The organism is Rhizobium phaseoli (genome assembly GCF_010668805.1).
In the GTDB taxonomy this organism is placed as follows: domain Bacteria; phylum Pseudomonadota; class Alphaproteobacteria; order Rhizobiales; family Rhizobiaceae; genus Rhizobium; species Rhizobium phaseoli_A.
In genome coordinates this window covers 34,921-49,398 of sequence record NZ_WUFT01000002.1, presented here as the reverse complement: position 1 = coordinate 49,398, position 14,478 = coordinate 34,921, and the positions used below count along the sequence as shown (strand labels likewise).

13 protein-coding genes and 1 pseudogene are annotated in these 14,478 nt (G+C 58.0%); 9 read left to right on the top strand and 5 right to left on the bottom strand.

The window, feature by feature from the left end; all coding sequences use genetic code 11:
* The first annotated feature begins 112 nt into the window (after nucleotides 1-112).
* Genes GR197_RS03455 through GR197_RS03435 form a run of 5 tightly spaced genes read left to right on the top strand, consistent with a single transcriptional unit; the run spans nucleotide 113 to nucleotide 4,750 of the window.
* Complete coding sequence (locus GR197_RS03455; protein WP_246724458.1) at nucleotides 113-1,117, top strand: ABC transporter substrate-binding protein; 1,005 nt, start codon at nucleotides 113-115, stop codon at nucleotides 1,115-1,117.
* 22 nt (nucleotides 1,118-1,139) lie between these two features.
* Entirely contained in the window at nucleotides 1,140-2,189 is a 1,050-nt protein-coding gene (locus GR197_RS03450; RefSeq protein WP_164006633.1) for an ABC transporter ATP-binding protein, read from the top strand.
* Nucleotides 2,186-3,055, top strand: a complete 870-nt coding sequence (locus tag GR197_RS03445; protein WP_164006632.1) for an ABC transporter permease — start codon at nucleotides 2,186-2,188, stop codon at nucleotides 3,053-3,055. Before GR197_RS03450 ends, GR197_RS03445 begins: the two co-directional genes overlap by 4 nt.
* Nucleotides 3,048-3,857 (top strand): ABC transporter permease, encoded by an 810-nt coding sequence (locus GR197_RS03440; protein WP_054185564.1) that lies wholly within the window; start codon nucleotides 3,048-3,050, stop codon nucleotides 3,855-3,857. Before GR197_RS03445 ends, GR197_RS03440 begins: the two co-directional genes overlap by 8 nt.
* On the top strand, nucleotides 3,854-4,750 hold the full coding sequence (locus GR197_RS03435) for a 5'-methylthioadenosine phosphorylase (protein WP_164006631.1): 897 nt from the start codon (nucleotides 3,854-3,856) through the stop codon (nucleotides 4,748-4,750). Before GR197_RS03440 ends, GR197_RS03435 begins: the two co-directional genes overlap by 4 nt.
* 1,042 nt (nucleotides 4,751-5,792) lie before the next feature.
* Here the strand turns inward: GR197_RS03435 and GR197_RS03430 are convergent.
* From GR197_RS03430 to GR197_RS03420, 3 genes are all read right to left on the bottom strand, one after another.
* A complete protein-coding gene (locus GR197_RS03430) occupies nucleotides 5,793-6,812 on the bottom strand; it encodes an ABC transporter substrate-binding protein (RefSeq protein ID WP_164006630.1) in 1,020 nt (339 codons plus the stop codon).
* Between the two features lie 44 nt (nucleotides 6,813-6,856).
* Nucleotides 6,857-7,723, bottom strand: coding sequence for an ABC transporter permease (locus GR197_RS03425; protein ID WP_164006629.1), 867 nt, complete (start codon nucleotides 7,721-7,723; stop codon nucleotides 6,857-6,859).
* A gap of 113 nt (nucleotides 7,724-7,836) precedes the next feature.
* Nucleotides 7,837-8,610 (bottom strand): ABC transporter ATP-binding protein, encoded by a 774-nt coding sequence (locus tag GR197_RS03420; RefSeq protein WP_164006628.1) that lies wholly within the window; start codon nucleotides 8,608-8,610, stop codon nucleotides 7,837-7,839.
* Nucleotides 8,611-8,710: 100 nt separating this feature from the next.
* Between GR197_RS03420 and GR197_RS03415 the strand changes: the two genes are divergently transcribed.
* From GR197_RS03415 to GR197_RS03405, 3 genes and pseudogenes are all read left to right on the top strand, one after another.
* Entirely contained in the window at nucleotides 8,711-9,376 is a 666-nt protein-coding gene (locus GR197_RS03415) for a response regulator transcription factor (RefSeq protein WP_164006627.1), read from the top strand.
* Nucleotides 9,345-10,742, top strand: coding sequence for a sensor histidine kinase (locus GR197_RS03410; RefSeq protein WP_348643240.1), 1,398 nt, complete (start codon nucleotides 9,345-9,347; stop codon nucleotides 10,740-10,742). The genes GR197_RS03415 and GR197_RS03410 overlap by 32 nt, the downstream gene beginning before the upstream one ends.
* A gap of 122 nt (nucleotides 10,743-10,864) precedes the next feature.
* Nucleotides 10,865-11,577: pseudogene (locus tag GR197_RS03405) on the top strand (IS6 family transposase).
* A gap of 228 nt (nucleotides 11,578-11,805) precedes the next feature.
* On the opposite strand, the gene GR197_RS03400 reads toward GR197_RS03405, so the two are convergent.
* Both GR197_RS03400 and GR197_RS03395 read right to left on the bottom strand, forming a co-directional pair.
* Entirely contained in the window at nucleotides 11,806-12,708 is a 903-nt protein-coding gene (locus GR197_RS03400; RefSeq protein WP_164006626.1) for an MBL fold metallo-hydrolase, read from the bottom strand.
* Between the two features lie 71 nt (nucleotides 12,709-12,779).
* A complete protein-coding gene (locus tag GR197_RS03395; RefSeq protein ID WP_164006625.1) occupies nucleotides 12,780-13,412 on the bottom strand; it encodes a DsbA family protein in 633 nt (210 codons plus the stop codon).
* 169 nt (nucleotides 13,413-13,581) lie between these two features.
* Here GR197_RS03395 and GR197_RS03390 point away from each other — a divergent pair, with 169 nt between their 5' ends.
* Nucleotides 13,582-14,466, top strand: coding sequence for a LysR family transcriptional regulator (locus GR197_RS03390; RefSeq protein ID WP_164006624.1), 885 nt, complete (start codon nucleotides 13,582-13,584; stop codon nucleotides 14,464-14,466).
* Nucleotides 14,467-14,478 lie beyond the last annotated feature (12 nt).

The window sequence follows — 14,478 nt, the reverse complement described above, 5'->3', positions numbered from 1 at the left end:
ACGTTACGATTTCGAAAAATCGGGCGTTAGACCCCAAGAATCGTCATTCAGAGGTGAACAAAGGAGATATCGAATGTTTCGTATGCTGCGCCTATCCGTGGCTGCTATCGCCATGACCGCCGCCGGCCCCCTGGCTGCACAGACACTGACCATCACAACCGCCGGCGGGGACTATGGTACCGCCATGAAACAAGCCCTGTGGGAACCTGCGGCCCGCGAGCTTGGCCTCGACGTGCGTGAAGAAACCCAGAGCGATGGCTTTGCAGCACTCAAAATGCAGGTCACTTCAGGTGCGGTCACGACCGACGTTATCCACCTCGGGTCGCCGGAAGGTGCGCAGGCTGCCGCTCAAGGACTGCTGGAGCCGCTGGACTATTCCGTTATCGACGGTAAATCACTGCCGGCAGGCGCGCAATCGGAGTACTGCTATCCCTTCAGTTCCTACGGCACTGTGATGGCGTGGAACACAAAGACCATCGGCAACAATCCGCCGAAGACCTGGGCCGAATTCTGGGACGTCAAGGCATTTCCCGGAACCCGCGCGCTACGCGCCAATGCGCAGGATCTCATAGAGATAGCACTTCTCTCGCAAGGGGTGGCACCAAATGAAGTTTACAACGTCCTGAGCGCATCAGGGGGGCTGGAGCGTGCAATCGCCCGTCTCGAAGAGCTGAAGCCAAATGTTGCGATCTGGTGGACGTCGGGTGCGCAATCAGCCCAGATCTTGAAGGACGGCGAAGCCGACCTCGTCGTCACTTGGAATGGTCGCGCCCAAAGCGTCAAGACAGACGGCGGTGCTGCCGACTACAGTTTCAAGGGCTCAGTCATCGGCACGGATTGCCTTGCCGTTCCGAAAGGCGCGGCAAACAAGGATGCCGCCATGAAGCTCATCGCGGCGATGACGAAGCCGGAAAGAGGCGCGAAGCTGACGGATTTCATCGCTTATGGACCGGTCAACCCGAAAGCCTATGAGGGTGGATTGATCCCGGCGGAACGGATGCAACTCCTCGCCACCGCTCCCGGCAACGTCGAGACTTCCGTTTTCTCCAAGGCCGACTGGTGGCTGAAAAATGGTGAGGCTGCCCAGGTCGCCTTCGACGAAATGATGAACCGTTGAAAGACAGGGAGCAGGTATCAAGATGGCCATAACCTCGCTTCCCATAACCATCGACACCGTAAGGAAAGTATTCGGTTCCTACGTGGCGCTGAACGATGTTTCGCTGGAGGTAGCTGCTGGCGAATTCCTCACCCTGCTCGGTCCTTCAGGATCGGGCAAGACAACACTGTTGATGGCACTTGCGGGGTTTGTCCGTCCGGATAGCGGCTCTCTAACCATCGGCGGCCGGGATGTCACCCGGCTGTCTCCGGAAAAAAGGGAAATCGGAATCGTCTTCCAAAATTACGCGCTCTTCCCACACATGAGTGTGCTTGCCAACGTAGCGTATCCACTGATGCTGCGTCATGTGTCCAAGGTCGAGGCTCGCGAGCGGGCAATGGGCGCTTTGGCAAGGGTCCAGCTATCAGGTTACGGCGACCGCAACATCGCCGCGCTGTCGGGCGGCCAGCGGCAGCGCGTTGCACTGGCGCGTGCCATTGTATTCGAGCCGCGTGTCATGCTGATGGACGAGCCACTCTCCGCGCTGGACAAGAACCTGCGTGAACACATGCAGTTCGAAATCCGACGCCTGCACGACGATCTCGGTATCACGACGATCTATGTGACGCATGATCAAAGGGAGGCGCTGACGATGTCCGACCGAATTGCAGTCATGGATGCCGGCGAGATCCAGCAGATCGGCGCACCATCCGAGATCTATCATCATCCGACCAACCGCTTCGTCGCAGAATTCATGGGTGAAGCCAACATTCTTCCCACAGCAAGCCTGACGCGGATGAACGGATCGACGCAAGCCCCTCAGGGATTTGCAATGATCCGGGCAGAAAGCTTCCATCTTGACGCCGCCGATGCCGAACCTGACGCGGTCGCGATCACAGGCAGCCTTTCCGCCAAGGCTTTCCGCGGCGAGAATTGGCTTCTCAATGTGACAACCGAGGCCGGCGCTCTAGTCATGTTGAGCGTGCCCGCAACCCGCGCTGCGGGCTGCGCTGAGCTGAAAACCGGTCAGGTGGTAACCGCTTATGCGGCCGCCGCGAGCGTGCATAGCTTGCCAGAGGGGCCCGGGAAATGAACACTGCAGCTCTTTTGCAGGACGTCCGGCGCGAACGCCGCTTCTTTCTGTCACTTGCCGTGCCGGCCTTGGTGCTTGTCGGTCTGGCGGCTATCCTGCCGGTCATATGGATCCTGCGTCAGTCGTTCCTGACCATGGCAGGTGACTTGTCGACCGCCAACTACGAAAAGATCCTCTCGAGCGGCCTCACCTGGTCCGCGGTCGGCACCACCCTCGCCTTGTCTGGCGCGACATTGTTCATCTGCATGGTCCTTGGCATTCCTTTGGCATTGACCTTGGCCAGCACCAAAACGCGCATCGCAAACCGGGTCCTGATCCTGATCATGCTGCCGCTTTGGACGTCCATCCTGGTTCGCACCTACGGCTGGCTGGTACTCCTGCGGCGTGAAGGTCTCGTCAACTCCGCCTTGCAGAACCTCGGCCTGACGGACACCCCTTTGCCGCTGGCCTACAATTTTACTGGCACGCTGATCGGCATGGTTCACTACATGCTGCCACTCTTCGTTCTGCCGATCTATGCCGCGATGCGCGATATCGACAACAATGTGATCCGCGCTTCCGCCAGTATGGGTGCGAGCCTCTGGCACTGCGTGCGAACCATCATCCTTCCGCTTTCGGCGGGCGGGATCCTGTCAGGCTCAACCATCGTATTCATATACACGCTTGGTTTCTTCATCACGCCTGCCATTCTTGGGGGCGGCAAGGTCAACCCGATCTCGGTCCGCATCGATCGCACCCTCTCGACATTTCAGGACTGGGGTTCGGCCAGCGCGCTTGGCGTTCTGCTCCTTGTTCTGGTTCTGGTAACCGGTGGCATGCTGTTCGGCCTCCGCTCACTTCTGACGAAGGATGCACGCCATGCTTGACGCCTATTACGGCAGCCGACTGACCAAGGCGGCCCTTTGGATCTTCTCAGCGCTCGTTCTCGTCTTTCTCATGCTGCCCACTTTGATCGTGGTGCCACTGTCCTTTTCGGCCTCGGATCTCCTCGAGTTTCCGCCGAGGGCCTGGTCGCTTCGCTGGTACGAGGCTTTCTTCTCGTCGGCCGTGTGGATGGCTGCGTTGAGAGTCAGCCTGCTTCTCGGTGTACTCACGGCCGCGATTGCGGTGCCGATCAGCTTTCTGGCATGTTTCGCTATCAACCGGTTCGGCGGGCGTAGCGCGCGAGTGATCTACGGATTTCTCCTGTCTCCATCGGTAACGCCCGGCATCCTTCTGGCGATCGGGCTCTTCTTTATCCTCGCAAAGCTTGGACTCGTGGGCACCCTTACCGGCGTCCTTGTTGGGCATGTGGTCCTTGCAATTCCGGTGGCCGTGATCGTGCTCTACCCCGCCATCAATCGGTTCGACTGGGCTCAGGCCCAAGCGGCCCGCAGCCTTGGTGCGGGCTGGTTCCGCACCATGGGGGGGATCATACTGCCACAGCTGGGCCTCAGCTTAACGACCGCCGCATTGATGGCGTTCCTGACGTCTCTTGATGAGGCGGTCATCTCGATCTTCGTGGCCAACGGCCCAAGCAGCACCTTGCCGAAGCTCATGTTTATGTCCCTGCGGGACCAGATCGACCCTACCATTGCCGCTATTTCCACCTTTTGGACTCTCCTGATCTCCGTCGTGCTTCTGTTTTTCAACCTGCGCGAACGCGGACCTTTGAAAGATAATTCATGACTGATCCTGTAATCATTCCCTTGATTCCAAAGACCGAGCTGGCGATCATTACCGGTTCAGCGAATTGGGGACTTGCTTTTCCAGAGGATATTGCGATGCCGGGGGTTCGCGTACTCGCTCGTGACCTGTCTTTCGATACCCCCTATGGTGTGTCCGATAACTGGAAACTCCTGGAATTCGACGCAAGCATCACGCAGGATCGACAAAGGAAGCGAGCGCTTTGCATGTATTCCCATGGCAATCCACGGGATCGTATAGACCATTCCTGCCATCAGCGCGCCTTCTGGGTCCTCATGGAGTCTGGCGTGCGTCACGTGCTCGCCTGCTCGACTCTTGGCGCGGTCAACAAGGCCATTCAGCCGGGCGATATGGTGATCAATGCCGACATCATCGAGTTGACCCAGACCCCTTACTCGCTTCTTCCTGGCCGGCAGCGTTTCGATTGTTCCGGCAAACAGATCGTTTGTCCGCATTGCGCTGCTGTTTTGGCAGACACAGCCCGGCGCGTCTGGCCCTCATCCTGCCGGGTCCACGGGATCGAACAAGGATTGGTTGCCGCGCATGCCTACGGCCCGCGCCTGACGAGTCCTGCGGAGGCGCTGGCCTTTCGCTCGATGGGCGCAGATGTGATCAACCATTCGATAGCGCCTGAAGCGACGCTATCGCGCGAGATCGGCGCGTGCTTCGTGCCGTGCGCATTCGTCACAGCCGGATTTAATGACTATATGGATCGGAGCCGCGGCACCTTGCTCCAGGATGGTGTGCTGCCCAGCTTGTCCATGCTAGCCTCGCGCGTCGCCCTGGAGACAGCGATACGCCTGCCGTCAGACTCGTCCTGCGGCTGCCAAGAGCTGAAATCGCCCCAGCCTGAAGAACGTTACATTCGCTTCTGATCGGTGCTTAGAGGTGATGGGCCATCACGGTGAACAGCAATATTTCCTTCAAATTACCCATGCCCCATCAGATAGCAGCAGGTATGAGTGGCTCTGATCTGGACGAATTCTCCAGATACGGTCGACGCGACAATGTGGATACAAGTCACCGCAAGTCGGGACCGACTGCACCCACCCCTGCGTTCCGTTTTGTCGATTTTCCGCTTTGCTAAGTCTGCATCTGGCTGAGAAAGAAGCGTCTCATGAGCGGCCAAATGAGAACACCCTACGCCTTGAAAGGATCCGAACCATTGACCACGTTCTTTTCAGGCGGCGCGTGGCATAAAGGGCATTGGAACTTATACGTAGGGTAGCTTGTGAAATGTCGCCGCATCCGTCTTTCCGGCTGTTTCACGGCCACTAGCCTTGATTTGCGTAGGTCGATGCGAAGCAAGGTCTCCAGGCACAAATTGCGTGCGACCTAATCTCAGCTGTTGAGTTTCAGCAGGATTTAACCCGTTTTTCCACTCCACGTTAGCCCACCAGATCCTGTCTAGTGAATTGTCCGACAACAATTTTATCCGGCGTAAGTGGATCACGACGAAACGAAAAAAATGGATCAAACTCACATGAAAACGAACAGTCCCATTCCGAACACGCATGTCACCCCTTCAAGGTCGACATTCCGCAGCTTGACCTCGTCGATCTCTCAGCCAGTCTCGCACAGACGCGCTGGCCTCCCGCACGCCTTCAGATATCAGGACGCCTTAACAACCGAAGTGGATGCCGGTTCCTTTCGAAAAGCCGCTTCAGTTTCTTCGAGGAGCACGAGCGCAGAATCTGGATTGTCGCGTGTCAGAGTTTTGACGATCTGCGACGTACATTCAATGTCACTGCTCCCCCCGCCGATATTGCGTTCTACCGATCGTCAACATCGGTCTCGAATACAAATTTCTCCCGTCTCTGCCACCAGTCATTCTCAACACCATAAACCCGCCGATCGCTCGGCGGGTTTATGGTGGCCCGACAACTGGCTTGCACCCGCTATGGACGTCATGAGAGATCAACTGCCCTTGCGGCTGTGAAGAGATGGGATGAACAGGTCGGTCCAGGCTTCCGGCTTGACCTTGATCGTGCCGGCGAGATGCATGAAATCGGCAAAGTCCATGATCTCGGTCGGCGTCGTCGAAAACTGAGTGTCCTTGTCGTTGAGCATTTCCAGCACATCATCGACCGAAACTTTGACCTTTGAATTGCGCGCGAAGATTTCCGCCGCGGCCTGCTTGTTGCTGGCGATAAAGGCATTTGCCTCATCAAGCGAATCCAGGAAGGCCTGCGTCATCTTGGGATTGGCATCGACGAACTTCTTCGGGGCGAAGGTCACGTCCAAGGTGATATTGCCGATCACGTCGACGGAATTGACGACACGGTGGATTTTAGGGTTCTTCAATTCAAGATAGGAGAACGGTGGCGACGTAAAATGTGCGTTGATTTCCGTCTGTCCGCCCACCAGGGCCGCAAGCGCCTCTGGGTGCGGTAGCCCGACCGTCATTGGATCGAGTTTCGCGAAATTCTCGCGGCCGAATTCATGCGCCACCATCATCTGCAGCACGACCGCCGACAGCGAGGTCTTGATGCCCGGCAACGCGATCTTGTCTGCGTCGGTGATATCCTTGAGGCTCGTGAGCGCGGGTTTGTTGGAGTTCAGCCAGAGCGACGTCGCGCTCAGCGCGCTGATACCGACGACCTCGACGTTCGGAATACCCTTTGCCTTCGACCACAGGGTGATGAAGCCCGGAGCGCCGGTGCCGGCGAAATCGAGTGTGCCCGACATCATGGCGTCGTTGATGACATTGCCGCCATCCAGCATCACCCAGTCGACCTTTACATCGCCGAGGCCAGCCTTCGCAGCCTGCTTTTCCATAATTTTCTGGTCTTCCATGACGATCAGCGGCAGGTAGAGAATACCAAACCCCTTGGAAATGCGGACTTCACTAACCTCGGCGCGCGCCACGGTGGTCAGTGCCACCAGGCCTACGGTTGCCGCCAGCGCGGCGACCTTTGCCAGTTTCAAGAAATTCATGTCTTCCTCCCTTAATGGCCGGCGGCGCCGACCTTTCTTCAGTGTCAGAGCTGCATGCCCCAACGGCGAATTGTCTTTCGCTCGACGGTCGCGAAGATCATGTTCTCCACGAACAGACCGATTAGAATGACGGTAAACAGGCCGGCAAACACATTGGCGGTTTCGAGCTGGTTGCGGTTTTCGAAAATAAACCAGCCCAGCCCGCCCGACCCCGAGGACACGCCGAAAACAAGTTCCGCCGCAATCAATGTGCGCCATGCAAAAGCCCAGCCAACCTTGAGACCTGTCAGGATCGACGGGAACGCCGCCGGGATCAGCACGAGGCGCACCAGTTTGAGACCGCGCAATCCGTAATTCAGACCAACCATGCGCAGTGTGTTGGATACCGAACGGAAACCGGCATGCGTGTTGAGCGCGATTGCCCACAGGACCGAGTGGATCAGGACGAAAATCACGCTACCCTGCCCGAGGCCGAACCAGATCAGCGCCAGCGGCAGCAGCGCGATCGCCGGCAGCGGGTTGAACATGGAGGTCAGCGTTTCCAAGAGGTCGGAGCCGATCCGTGATCCGATGGCCAGCGTCGTCAAGAGTGCCGCCAGAACGATGCCGCCGGTATAACCGATCAAAAGCGTTTTCAGAGAATTCCAGGCACGTTCCGGAATAGTGCCATCAAGGATATTGCTGGTAAACGCGGTCAGCGTATCGCCAAAGGTTGGAAACAGCAGCGGATTGCCCAACCAGCGGCCATAGGCCTCCCAAGCGAGCGCAAGAACGATCAGGATCGCGGCTTTGCGCACGAAGCCGATACGATAGCCGCGTTCGAAACTAGAAAGGCTTTTCTCCACGGGCGGAATGTTTGCCTGCGGTTCGTTATGAACGATCTCGGGGCGTATGTTGAGCGTCTGGTTCATGATCCTGGTTCCATTCTGGCGCGCAGGCTCCTGCGATCATCCGTCGCGACGACATGCATGGCGCAAATTCTTGAATGCCGGCGGGAATGCCGCTCGTGCGATTGCAGGCCCCGTCAGGCGAAGAGCATATCGTTGATACGCGTTTCCAGAGCCGTTTGCGCGGCGGTTCCCAACTCCTCGGTTGGGATGCTGTTGAGTTCGGCCTTGACCTGGCCAGGATGCGGCGACAACAGCAGAATGCGGGTACCGATGCGGATCGCTTCCTCAATCGAATGGGTGACGAACAGAACCGTGAACCGTGTATCTTCCCAAAGCTGCAGCAATTCGTCCTGCATCTTCCGGCGGGTCAGCGCGTCGAGCGCCGCGAACGGCTCGTCCATCAAAAGCACATCGGGTTCCATCGCCATGCCGCGCGCGATCGAGACGCGCTGCTTCATGCCGCCAGACAGCATGTGCGGAAAGCTGTCCTTGAACTTCGTTAGTCCGACCTTCTCGATATAATCGAACGCACGGTCTTTTGCTTCGGCGGGCTTGGCGCGACCGCTGGCCGTGAGAGCGAAAATGACATTCTCGCTGACGGTCTTCCATGGCAGAAGCTGGTCGAATTCCTGGAAGACCATCATCCTGTCGGCTCCAGGTTCGGTGACAACCTTGCCCTTCAGCGAGATGCGTCCCTCGGTGGTCTTTATATATCCGCCGATTGCTTTCAGAAGCGTGGATTTCCCACAGCCGGACGGGCCAAGCAGCACGAAACGATCGGACTGGAAAACTTCGAAGCTGACGCGGTGCGTAGCGGTAACGAGGACATCCGGCGTCTTGTACTGTAGGGTCACGCTTTCGACGGTGAGCAATGGTGTCGTGGCGCCGATATCGGATTGAATATTCATCTTACCTCCCGGAATTTTCCTCCATGCACTCCCATGCACTTGACAAAGACATATCAGCGATCGCTGACTCGGAACTGACAGTCGCCAGCGGAAGGAGCCGATGCGCATATTGATCGTCGAGGACACACCCGAGATTGCAAAGGCCATCGAACAGCGGTTCGAAAAGCTGGGTCATGCGGTCGATTGGGAAAAGAATGGCGTGACCGCGAGTGAACTTCTCGAAGTCCAGGCCTATGATCTCGTCATTCTTGACATGATGCTGCCCGGCATGGATGGTTTTTCCGTGCTGAAGACGATGCGGGCGCGCAAAAAAAAGACGCCGGTGCTCGTTCTCACGGCGCGCTCCGCCGTGGAAGACAGGATCAGCGCACTGGATCTGGGAGCGGACGACTACCTTATCAAGCCTTTCGACTATCGTGAGCTGGACGCACGGGCGCGGGCTCTGCTGCGGCGCAGCGACGGCTTTGCCGATAACATGATCCGCTTCGAGGACCTCGTCATCGACCGATCTGGCCGCACTGCCAGCGTCGGCGGACGACCTCTCGAACTAACGCGCCGCGAACTGACGATCCTGGAGATCCTTTCCGCGCGGCCCGGACGTTTCGTCTCGAAGGACGAGCTGATTGAACAATTGTTCGGCTTCGATCAGGATCCTAGCGCCAACGCCATCGAACAGTTCGTCGTCCGACTACGGCGCAAGCTCGCCGACACGAATATCGAAATCCGGACCATGCGTGGACTGGGATATCAAATTGCGAAAATTTGACCTTCGATATTCGCTGCATACCAGAATTATCACTTTCATCGGTCTGATCCTGGCTGCCGGAGCGATTTTACTCGGTTTCGCCGCTTGGCAATACGCCACCGTCGCGGCGCGCGAGTCCTATGACAAGCTGCTGATCGGCGGAGCCGTCCAGATAGCAGAGAATGTCTATGTGCAGGGCAGTGTCGTTACGCTCGATCCGCCCGTTGCTATGCTGTCGACACTGTCGGCCTATGATCTAGTCTTCTATAAAGTGGTCGATCCTCGCGGGGTGGTCATCGCTGGAGACCGAGATCTGCTGTCAGGCGTCCAACCGACAAGAACCCATGAGGGCGTAACATTGGCCGACGGTCTGTTCCAGGGCCGACCGGTTCGGATCGCCACGATTGGGAAGAAACTGGATAATCCGCGCGTTGGCGGCTGGACCGAGATCGTTATCGCCCAGACACTCACTGCCCGGCAGACGCTGGCCTGGGATCTGACGGAGAAGGCGGTTGAGTTGATCGCCGTTATGAGCGTCCTGGCATTGTCGGCAGGTGCCCTATCAGTGCGCATCGCGCTTGCGCCGCTCCGGCGCCTCGAAAACGAGATTTCATCACGCAAGCCTGAAGACCTGCGTCCGATCCGTGTCGAACCCCCAAACGAGGTTAAGGCATTGGTTGGCGCGATCGATGATTTTATGCGGCGGCTGTCGGATCGTATCGACCGTATGCAACGCTTCATCGGAGATGCTGCCCACCAGATCCGCACGCCGCTGGCCTCGATCGATGCTCAGGCAGAAATGCTTTGCGCTGCCGATGGCATCGTCGACTCTGCAGCCGTTGCCCAGCTTCGTCAACGCATCCTCGAGCTGGGTCGCCTCTCAAGCCAGTTGCTCGACCACGCGATGATCATCCATCGCTCGGAGGCTGTGGCATTCAAGCCCGTTGATCTCGGGAAACTGGCAAAATCCACGCTCGCACAGGCTGTACCACTGTCCCTCGAGCGGGAAGTCAGCGTCTCGTTTCATATAAACGATGGGAATATGGTTGTATTGGGAGACGAGATAAGCCTTCGTGAAGCCATATCGAACCTCATACACAATGCGCTCAAACACGGCGCCCCCACAAGGCTCGCATTGGACGTCAGCCGGAACTTGGAATTTGTTTGGGTTACGGTGAGCGACGACGGTCTGGGCATACCGGAGGAAAACCAGGAGAAGATGATCGAACCTTTTCAACTGGGCGCCGCATCATCGGGCAGCGGCTTGGGGCTCGCCATAGCCTCCGACGTGGCGCGCGCGCATGGCGGCCGGTTGAAGATGCAAAATGGACCCGATGGCTTCTCGGTCAGTCTGGAAATGGCAGCTCTCCGAGCATGCTCAACATGATCGAGTCCACGCGAGAGTGCATCGCTATCTGGTCGTGAGGAAGCTAAAGGCCGTCGCCGCCAAATCCCACATTTCGATGGCGGATCGGTTAACGTTACGGTGCCCCCAAAATATCATCGAGAATGACCAGCTATGCCCGTGATCCTCTATATCGTCGCCACCGGTTTCCCGCTCAGGTGATTGCCCATGCGGTTTGGCTGTATTTCCGGTTTCCTCTCAGCTTGCGGATGGTCGAGGATATGCTGGCCGCCCGCGGCATCATCGTTTCCCACCAGACGGTGAGATTGTGGGCGGAGAAATTCGGCAGGCATTTTGCCAACGACATCCGGAAGCGTTCAGCCGGAAAGCTCGGCGACAAATGGCATCTTGATGAGACCGTCATCACCATTCGGGGAAAGAAGCATTGGCTTTGGCGGGCCGTCGATCAGGATGGCTTTGTTCTCGACGTTCTGGTGCAAAGCCGCCACAATGCTAAGGCTGAAAAGCGTCTGATGCGTAAGCTTCTGAAAGGTCAAGGCAGCTCGCCGCGTGTCATGATCACTGACAAGCTCCGATCCTACGGCGCGGCGAAGCGAGAGATCATGCCCGGCGTCGAGCATCGTTCGCACAAGAGCCTCAACAATCGGGCGGAGAATTACCATCAACCGGTCCGACGACGCGGGAAGATCATGAAGCGCTTCAAGTCAGCGCGACAGCTTCAGCATTTCGTGTCCATCCACGATCCAGTCGCCAACCTGTTCCACATTCCCCGATACCACATTTCATCTGCCCAACATCGCTGCGAGCATCTGCCATGCAAATGTGGAATGAAATCGCGCGCATCGGGGTCGCTTGAGCAACAAGCCAAAGCCCTCACCGCGGCCTTAACACGTTAAGACGACGCCGGAACGGGAGAACGCAAACAGGCAGTAGGCCGGCAATGATTGAAGTGCAACGCGTTATGAGAAGCTTAGCCATGCCAGATTCGCGGCGCAGCGGCGACGCCGGAAATCGGAGAGGCTGTCGTTTAGCCGGTCTCTCGCGCCTTACCCGGAGACCTCCGGGTAAGGCGTGACTTTTAAGCTTAGCCCCACTTCATTTCGCCTTTGGCAACCTTCGAACCGATATCGAGCGCGACGCCCATACCCAGGCCCGGGAAGCGGGCTTCCATGGCGGCCTTGAGCGCCGCTGCGTCAGCGGCCTTGGCGAGCTCTTCCTCGAAGGCGAGCAGATAAGTCTTGGTGTGCTCAATGCCGGAAACGTCGGTCGCAGCTTCCGGCGTCATGTGGCCGGGCACGACCACCGAGGGTTTGCGGGCGATGATCTTGTCGAGGGTCGCCACCCAGGCGGCGCGCTGTTCTTTCGCCTGCGTGTCGGCGGTCCAGACGTGGACGCCACAGAAGATCATGACGCCGCCGAAGACCGCATTGAGCGACGGCACGAAAAGGTAGCGGCGATTGGCCAGCCCCGTTTCGGCCGCGACGATCTCGATCGTTTCGCCATCGACCGTCAGGCTAGGTCCGTCGAAGGCTTCCGGCATGACGATGTCGGCGAGTGTTTGCGGGCCGTTCTCCTTGAGCTGAGGTCCCCAGACGGCGAGCTTCTTTTCGACATTGCCCTTGATGGCAGCGATTGTGTCGGCAGCGGCCAGCACTCTGGTGCCGGGGAAAGCTTCGAGGACCGGCTTGAGGCTGAAATAATAATCGGGATCGGACTGGCTGACATAAATTGCAGTCAGCGTCTTGCCGGTAGCCTTGATGGCGTCTGCCAGCGCGCGACCGTCGGGATAGCTGAAGCCGCTGTCGATAAGCAGCGCTTCGCTCGAACCAGAAAGTAGCACCGGGGCGCGGAAGAAGCCGTTCTGACCAGCGGGAAAATGTTTCCAGGTGAGCTTCGATCCGGTGGCATTGCCGAGACCGGCAGGGGCGAAGGCGGCAGTCAGGCTGGCTGCGATGGTAGTTTTCATGATATCTCTCCTTGTATGCATGGTGGTCTCCGATGGTTGTCGATTTCTGCCCGATGGGAATTGGATTAAATGTCCAGATTGGAAGCTGTTGGTCAGGCTGCCTGCAATTTGGCGGCAAGCAGATCGAAGCCGCCGAACAGAACGCCGCTGCTAAGCGATCGCCGCTTGTCTCCTTGATCAGCAAGAAGCGCTGGAACGCCGTCAAGCTGGAATTCCGCCATGAGCCGGCGCCCCTGCTCGATCCTTTTGCGATAGGCGCTTAGCAGGGGCTCGTCGGGACTTCTGACGCGGCTTGCGGCATCGCCAAACCCGGCCCTATCAAGAGCATCGGCCACTACCGCCATCTCCGAATTGTTGCGACCATCTACATAGCGAGCATTCTGGAGCACCTTCAAAGCCTCGACCTCCTTGTCCGGCTTCGAGAGCCCGACGGCGACAATACCGAGCGTTGTTGGTGCCGAGTCGAACATGCTGCCGATGTTCCCAAGAACCCGGTCGCGATAGAGCTGGCTGAAGACCTGCCCCGTGAGGCGTCCTATGCGCTGATCGTTCTGCCAGGCATAGGCCGCGAAACGTTCATCCATCGGCCGCGCGCCTTCACCCGCAAAGAGGCCGGTGGGCGCAAGTTCGATCGTAAGGTCATCGAGCCCGGCCAATTTTTCGAGTGCCAGCGATGCGCCATAGCACCAGCCGCAGAGTGGGTCGAAGAGGTAGGTAACGTGCATCTAGGGGGCATCCTTGATTCTGATATGCCTTCCACGCAATCCAATGGCTTCAAACAGAATTGCATGAATTTAATTGGTCTTGGCCCTAAATAACCCGCTTCCATTGGATAAAAAATAGCCCTAAATGCTACAGAATGTACGTCATAGACTTACAATAAGGTGAGCAACCATGGAGCCCGTCAATCTCAATCGGCTGGCCTATTTTGCTGCCGTTCTCGATACCGGTTCGTTCACCAAGGCGGCGGAGCGGCTTGGCATCACCAAGACGGTCGTCAGCCAGCAGGTCGCGCGGCTGGAAACAGAGCTGAAAACCAGCCTGCTCCTCCGGACGACGAGACGCGTCGAACCGACTGAAGCGGGCCGGCTTCTCTACGCCCGATGTATCACGATCTTCCGCGAAGCGGAGGACGCCGTCGACGAAGTCACGCAGGCCAATGCGGTTCCGACGGGCGTGCTCAGAATTGCCGCTCCCAATGACTACGGCGCCAGCAATATAGCTCCGGTTACGGCGGCTTTCGCGCGGCAATACCCCGCCTGCAAAGTCGAACTGCTGCTGTCCGACACGAGGGTGGATTTGATCGCTAACCAGGTGGACCTGTCGATCCGGGTTGGATGGCTGGACGATTCCAGCCATCAGGCGAGGCGGATCGGTGCGTTCCGGCAATTTCTGGTCGCGGCTTCAGGCTTCGCAGCCTCGCTCAGGCTGAACGAGCCTGAAGATGTTGCCAACTTGCCTTTCACTGCCAATCTGGCGCTCAAGGAACCGCTGTTATGGCGGTTCACCCGGGACGATTTCGATCGGCGGACCGTGCGAATGCAGCAGAGTATTTCGAGCAATTCGACGCCTGCGGTCCTTGCGGCGACCCTCGCCGGGGGCGGCGTGTCGGTGCTGCCCGACTTCCTCGCCGGCGAGCACATCGAGGCCGGTCGGCTGGTTAGGCTCTTGCCGGACTGGACGTTGCCCTCGGGCGGAATTCATGTCGTCTATCCGGCTGCCCGATTCCGGCCGCCGAAGGTCTCGGCTTTTGTCGCGATGCTGATCGACAGTCGGTGAGACAGGAGAGTT

Bases quoted from the DNA above. Each gene is read 5' to 3' on its own strand.
- GR197_RS03435 (WP_164006631.1), top strand. From the start codon at position 3,854: ATGACTGATCCTGTAATCATTCCCTTGATTCCAAAGACCGAGCTGGCG.
- GR197_RS03450 (WP_164006633.1), top strand. From the start codon at position 1,140: ATGGCCATAACCTCGCTTCCCATAACCATCGACACCGTAAGGAAAGTA.
- GR197_RS03425 (WP_164006629.1), bottom strand. From the start codon at position 7,723: ATGAACCAGACGCTCAACATACGCCCCGAGATCGTTCATAACGAACCG.
- GR197_RS03400 (WP_164006626.1), bottom strand. From the start codon at position 12,708: ATGCATACAAGGAGAGATATCATGAAAACTACCATCGCAGCCAGCCTG.
- GR197_RS03420 (WP_164006628.1), bottom strand. From the start codon at position 8,610: ATGAATATTCAATCCGATATCGGCGCCACGACACCATTGCTCACCGTC.
- GR197_RS03430 (WP_164006630.1), bottom strand. From the start codon at position 6,812: ATGAATTTCTTGAAACTGGCAAAGGTCGCCGCGCTGGCGGCAACCGTA.
- GR197_RS03415 (WP_164006627.1), top strand. From the start codon at position 8,711: ATGCGCATATTGATCGTCGAGGACACACCCGAGATTGCAAAGGCCATC.
- GR197_RS03445 (WP_164006632.1), top strand. From the start codon at position 2,186: ATGAACACTGCAGCTCTTTTGCAGGACGTCCGGCGCGAACGCCGCTTC.
- GR197_RS03390 (WP_164006624.1), top strand. From the start codon at position 13,582: ATGGAGCCCGTCAATCTCAATCGGCTGGCCTATTTTGCTGCCGTTCTC.
- GR197_RS03455 (WP_246724458.1), top strand. From the start codon at position 113: ATGACCGCCGCCGGCCCCCTGGCTGCACAGACACTGACCATCACAACC.
- GR197_RS03395 (WP_164006625.1), bottom strand. From the start codon at position 13,412: ATGCACGTTACCTACCTCTTCGACCCACTCTGCGGCTGGTGCTATGGC.
- GR197_RS03440 (WP_054185564.1), top strand. From the start codon at position 3,048: ATGCTTGACGCCTATTACGGCAGCCGACTGACCAAGGCGGCCCTTTGG.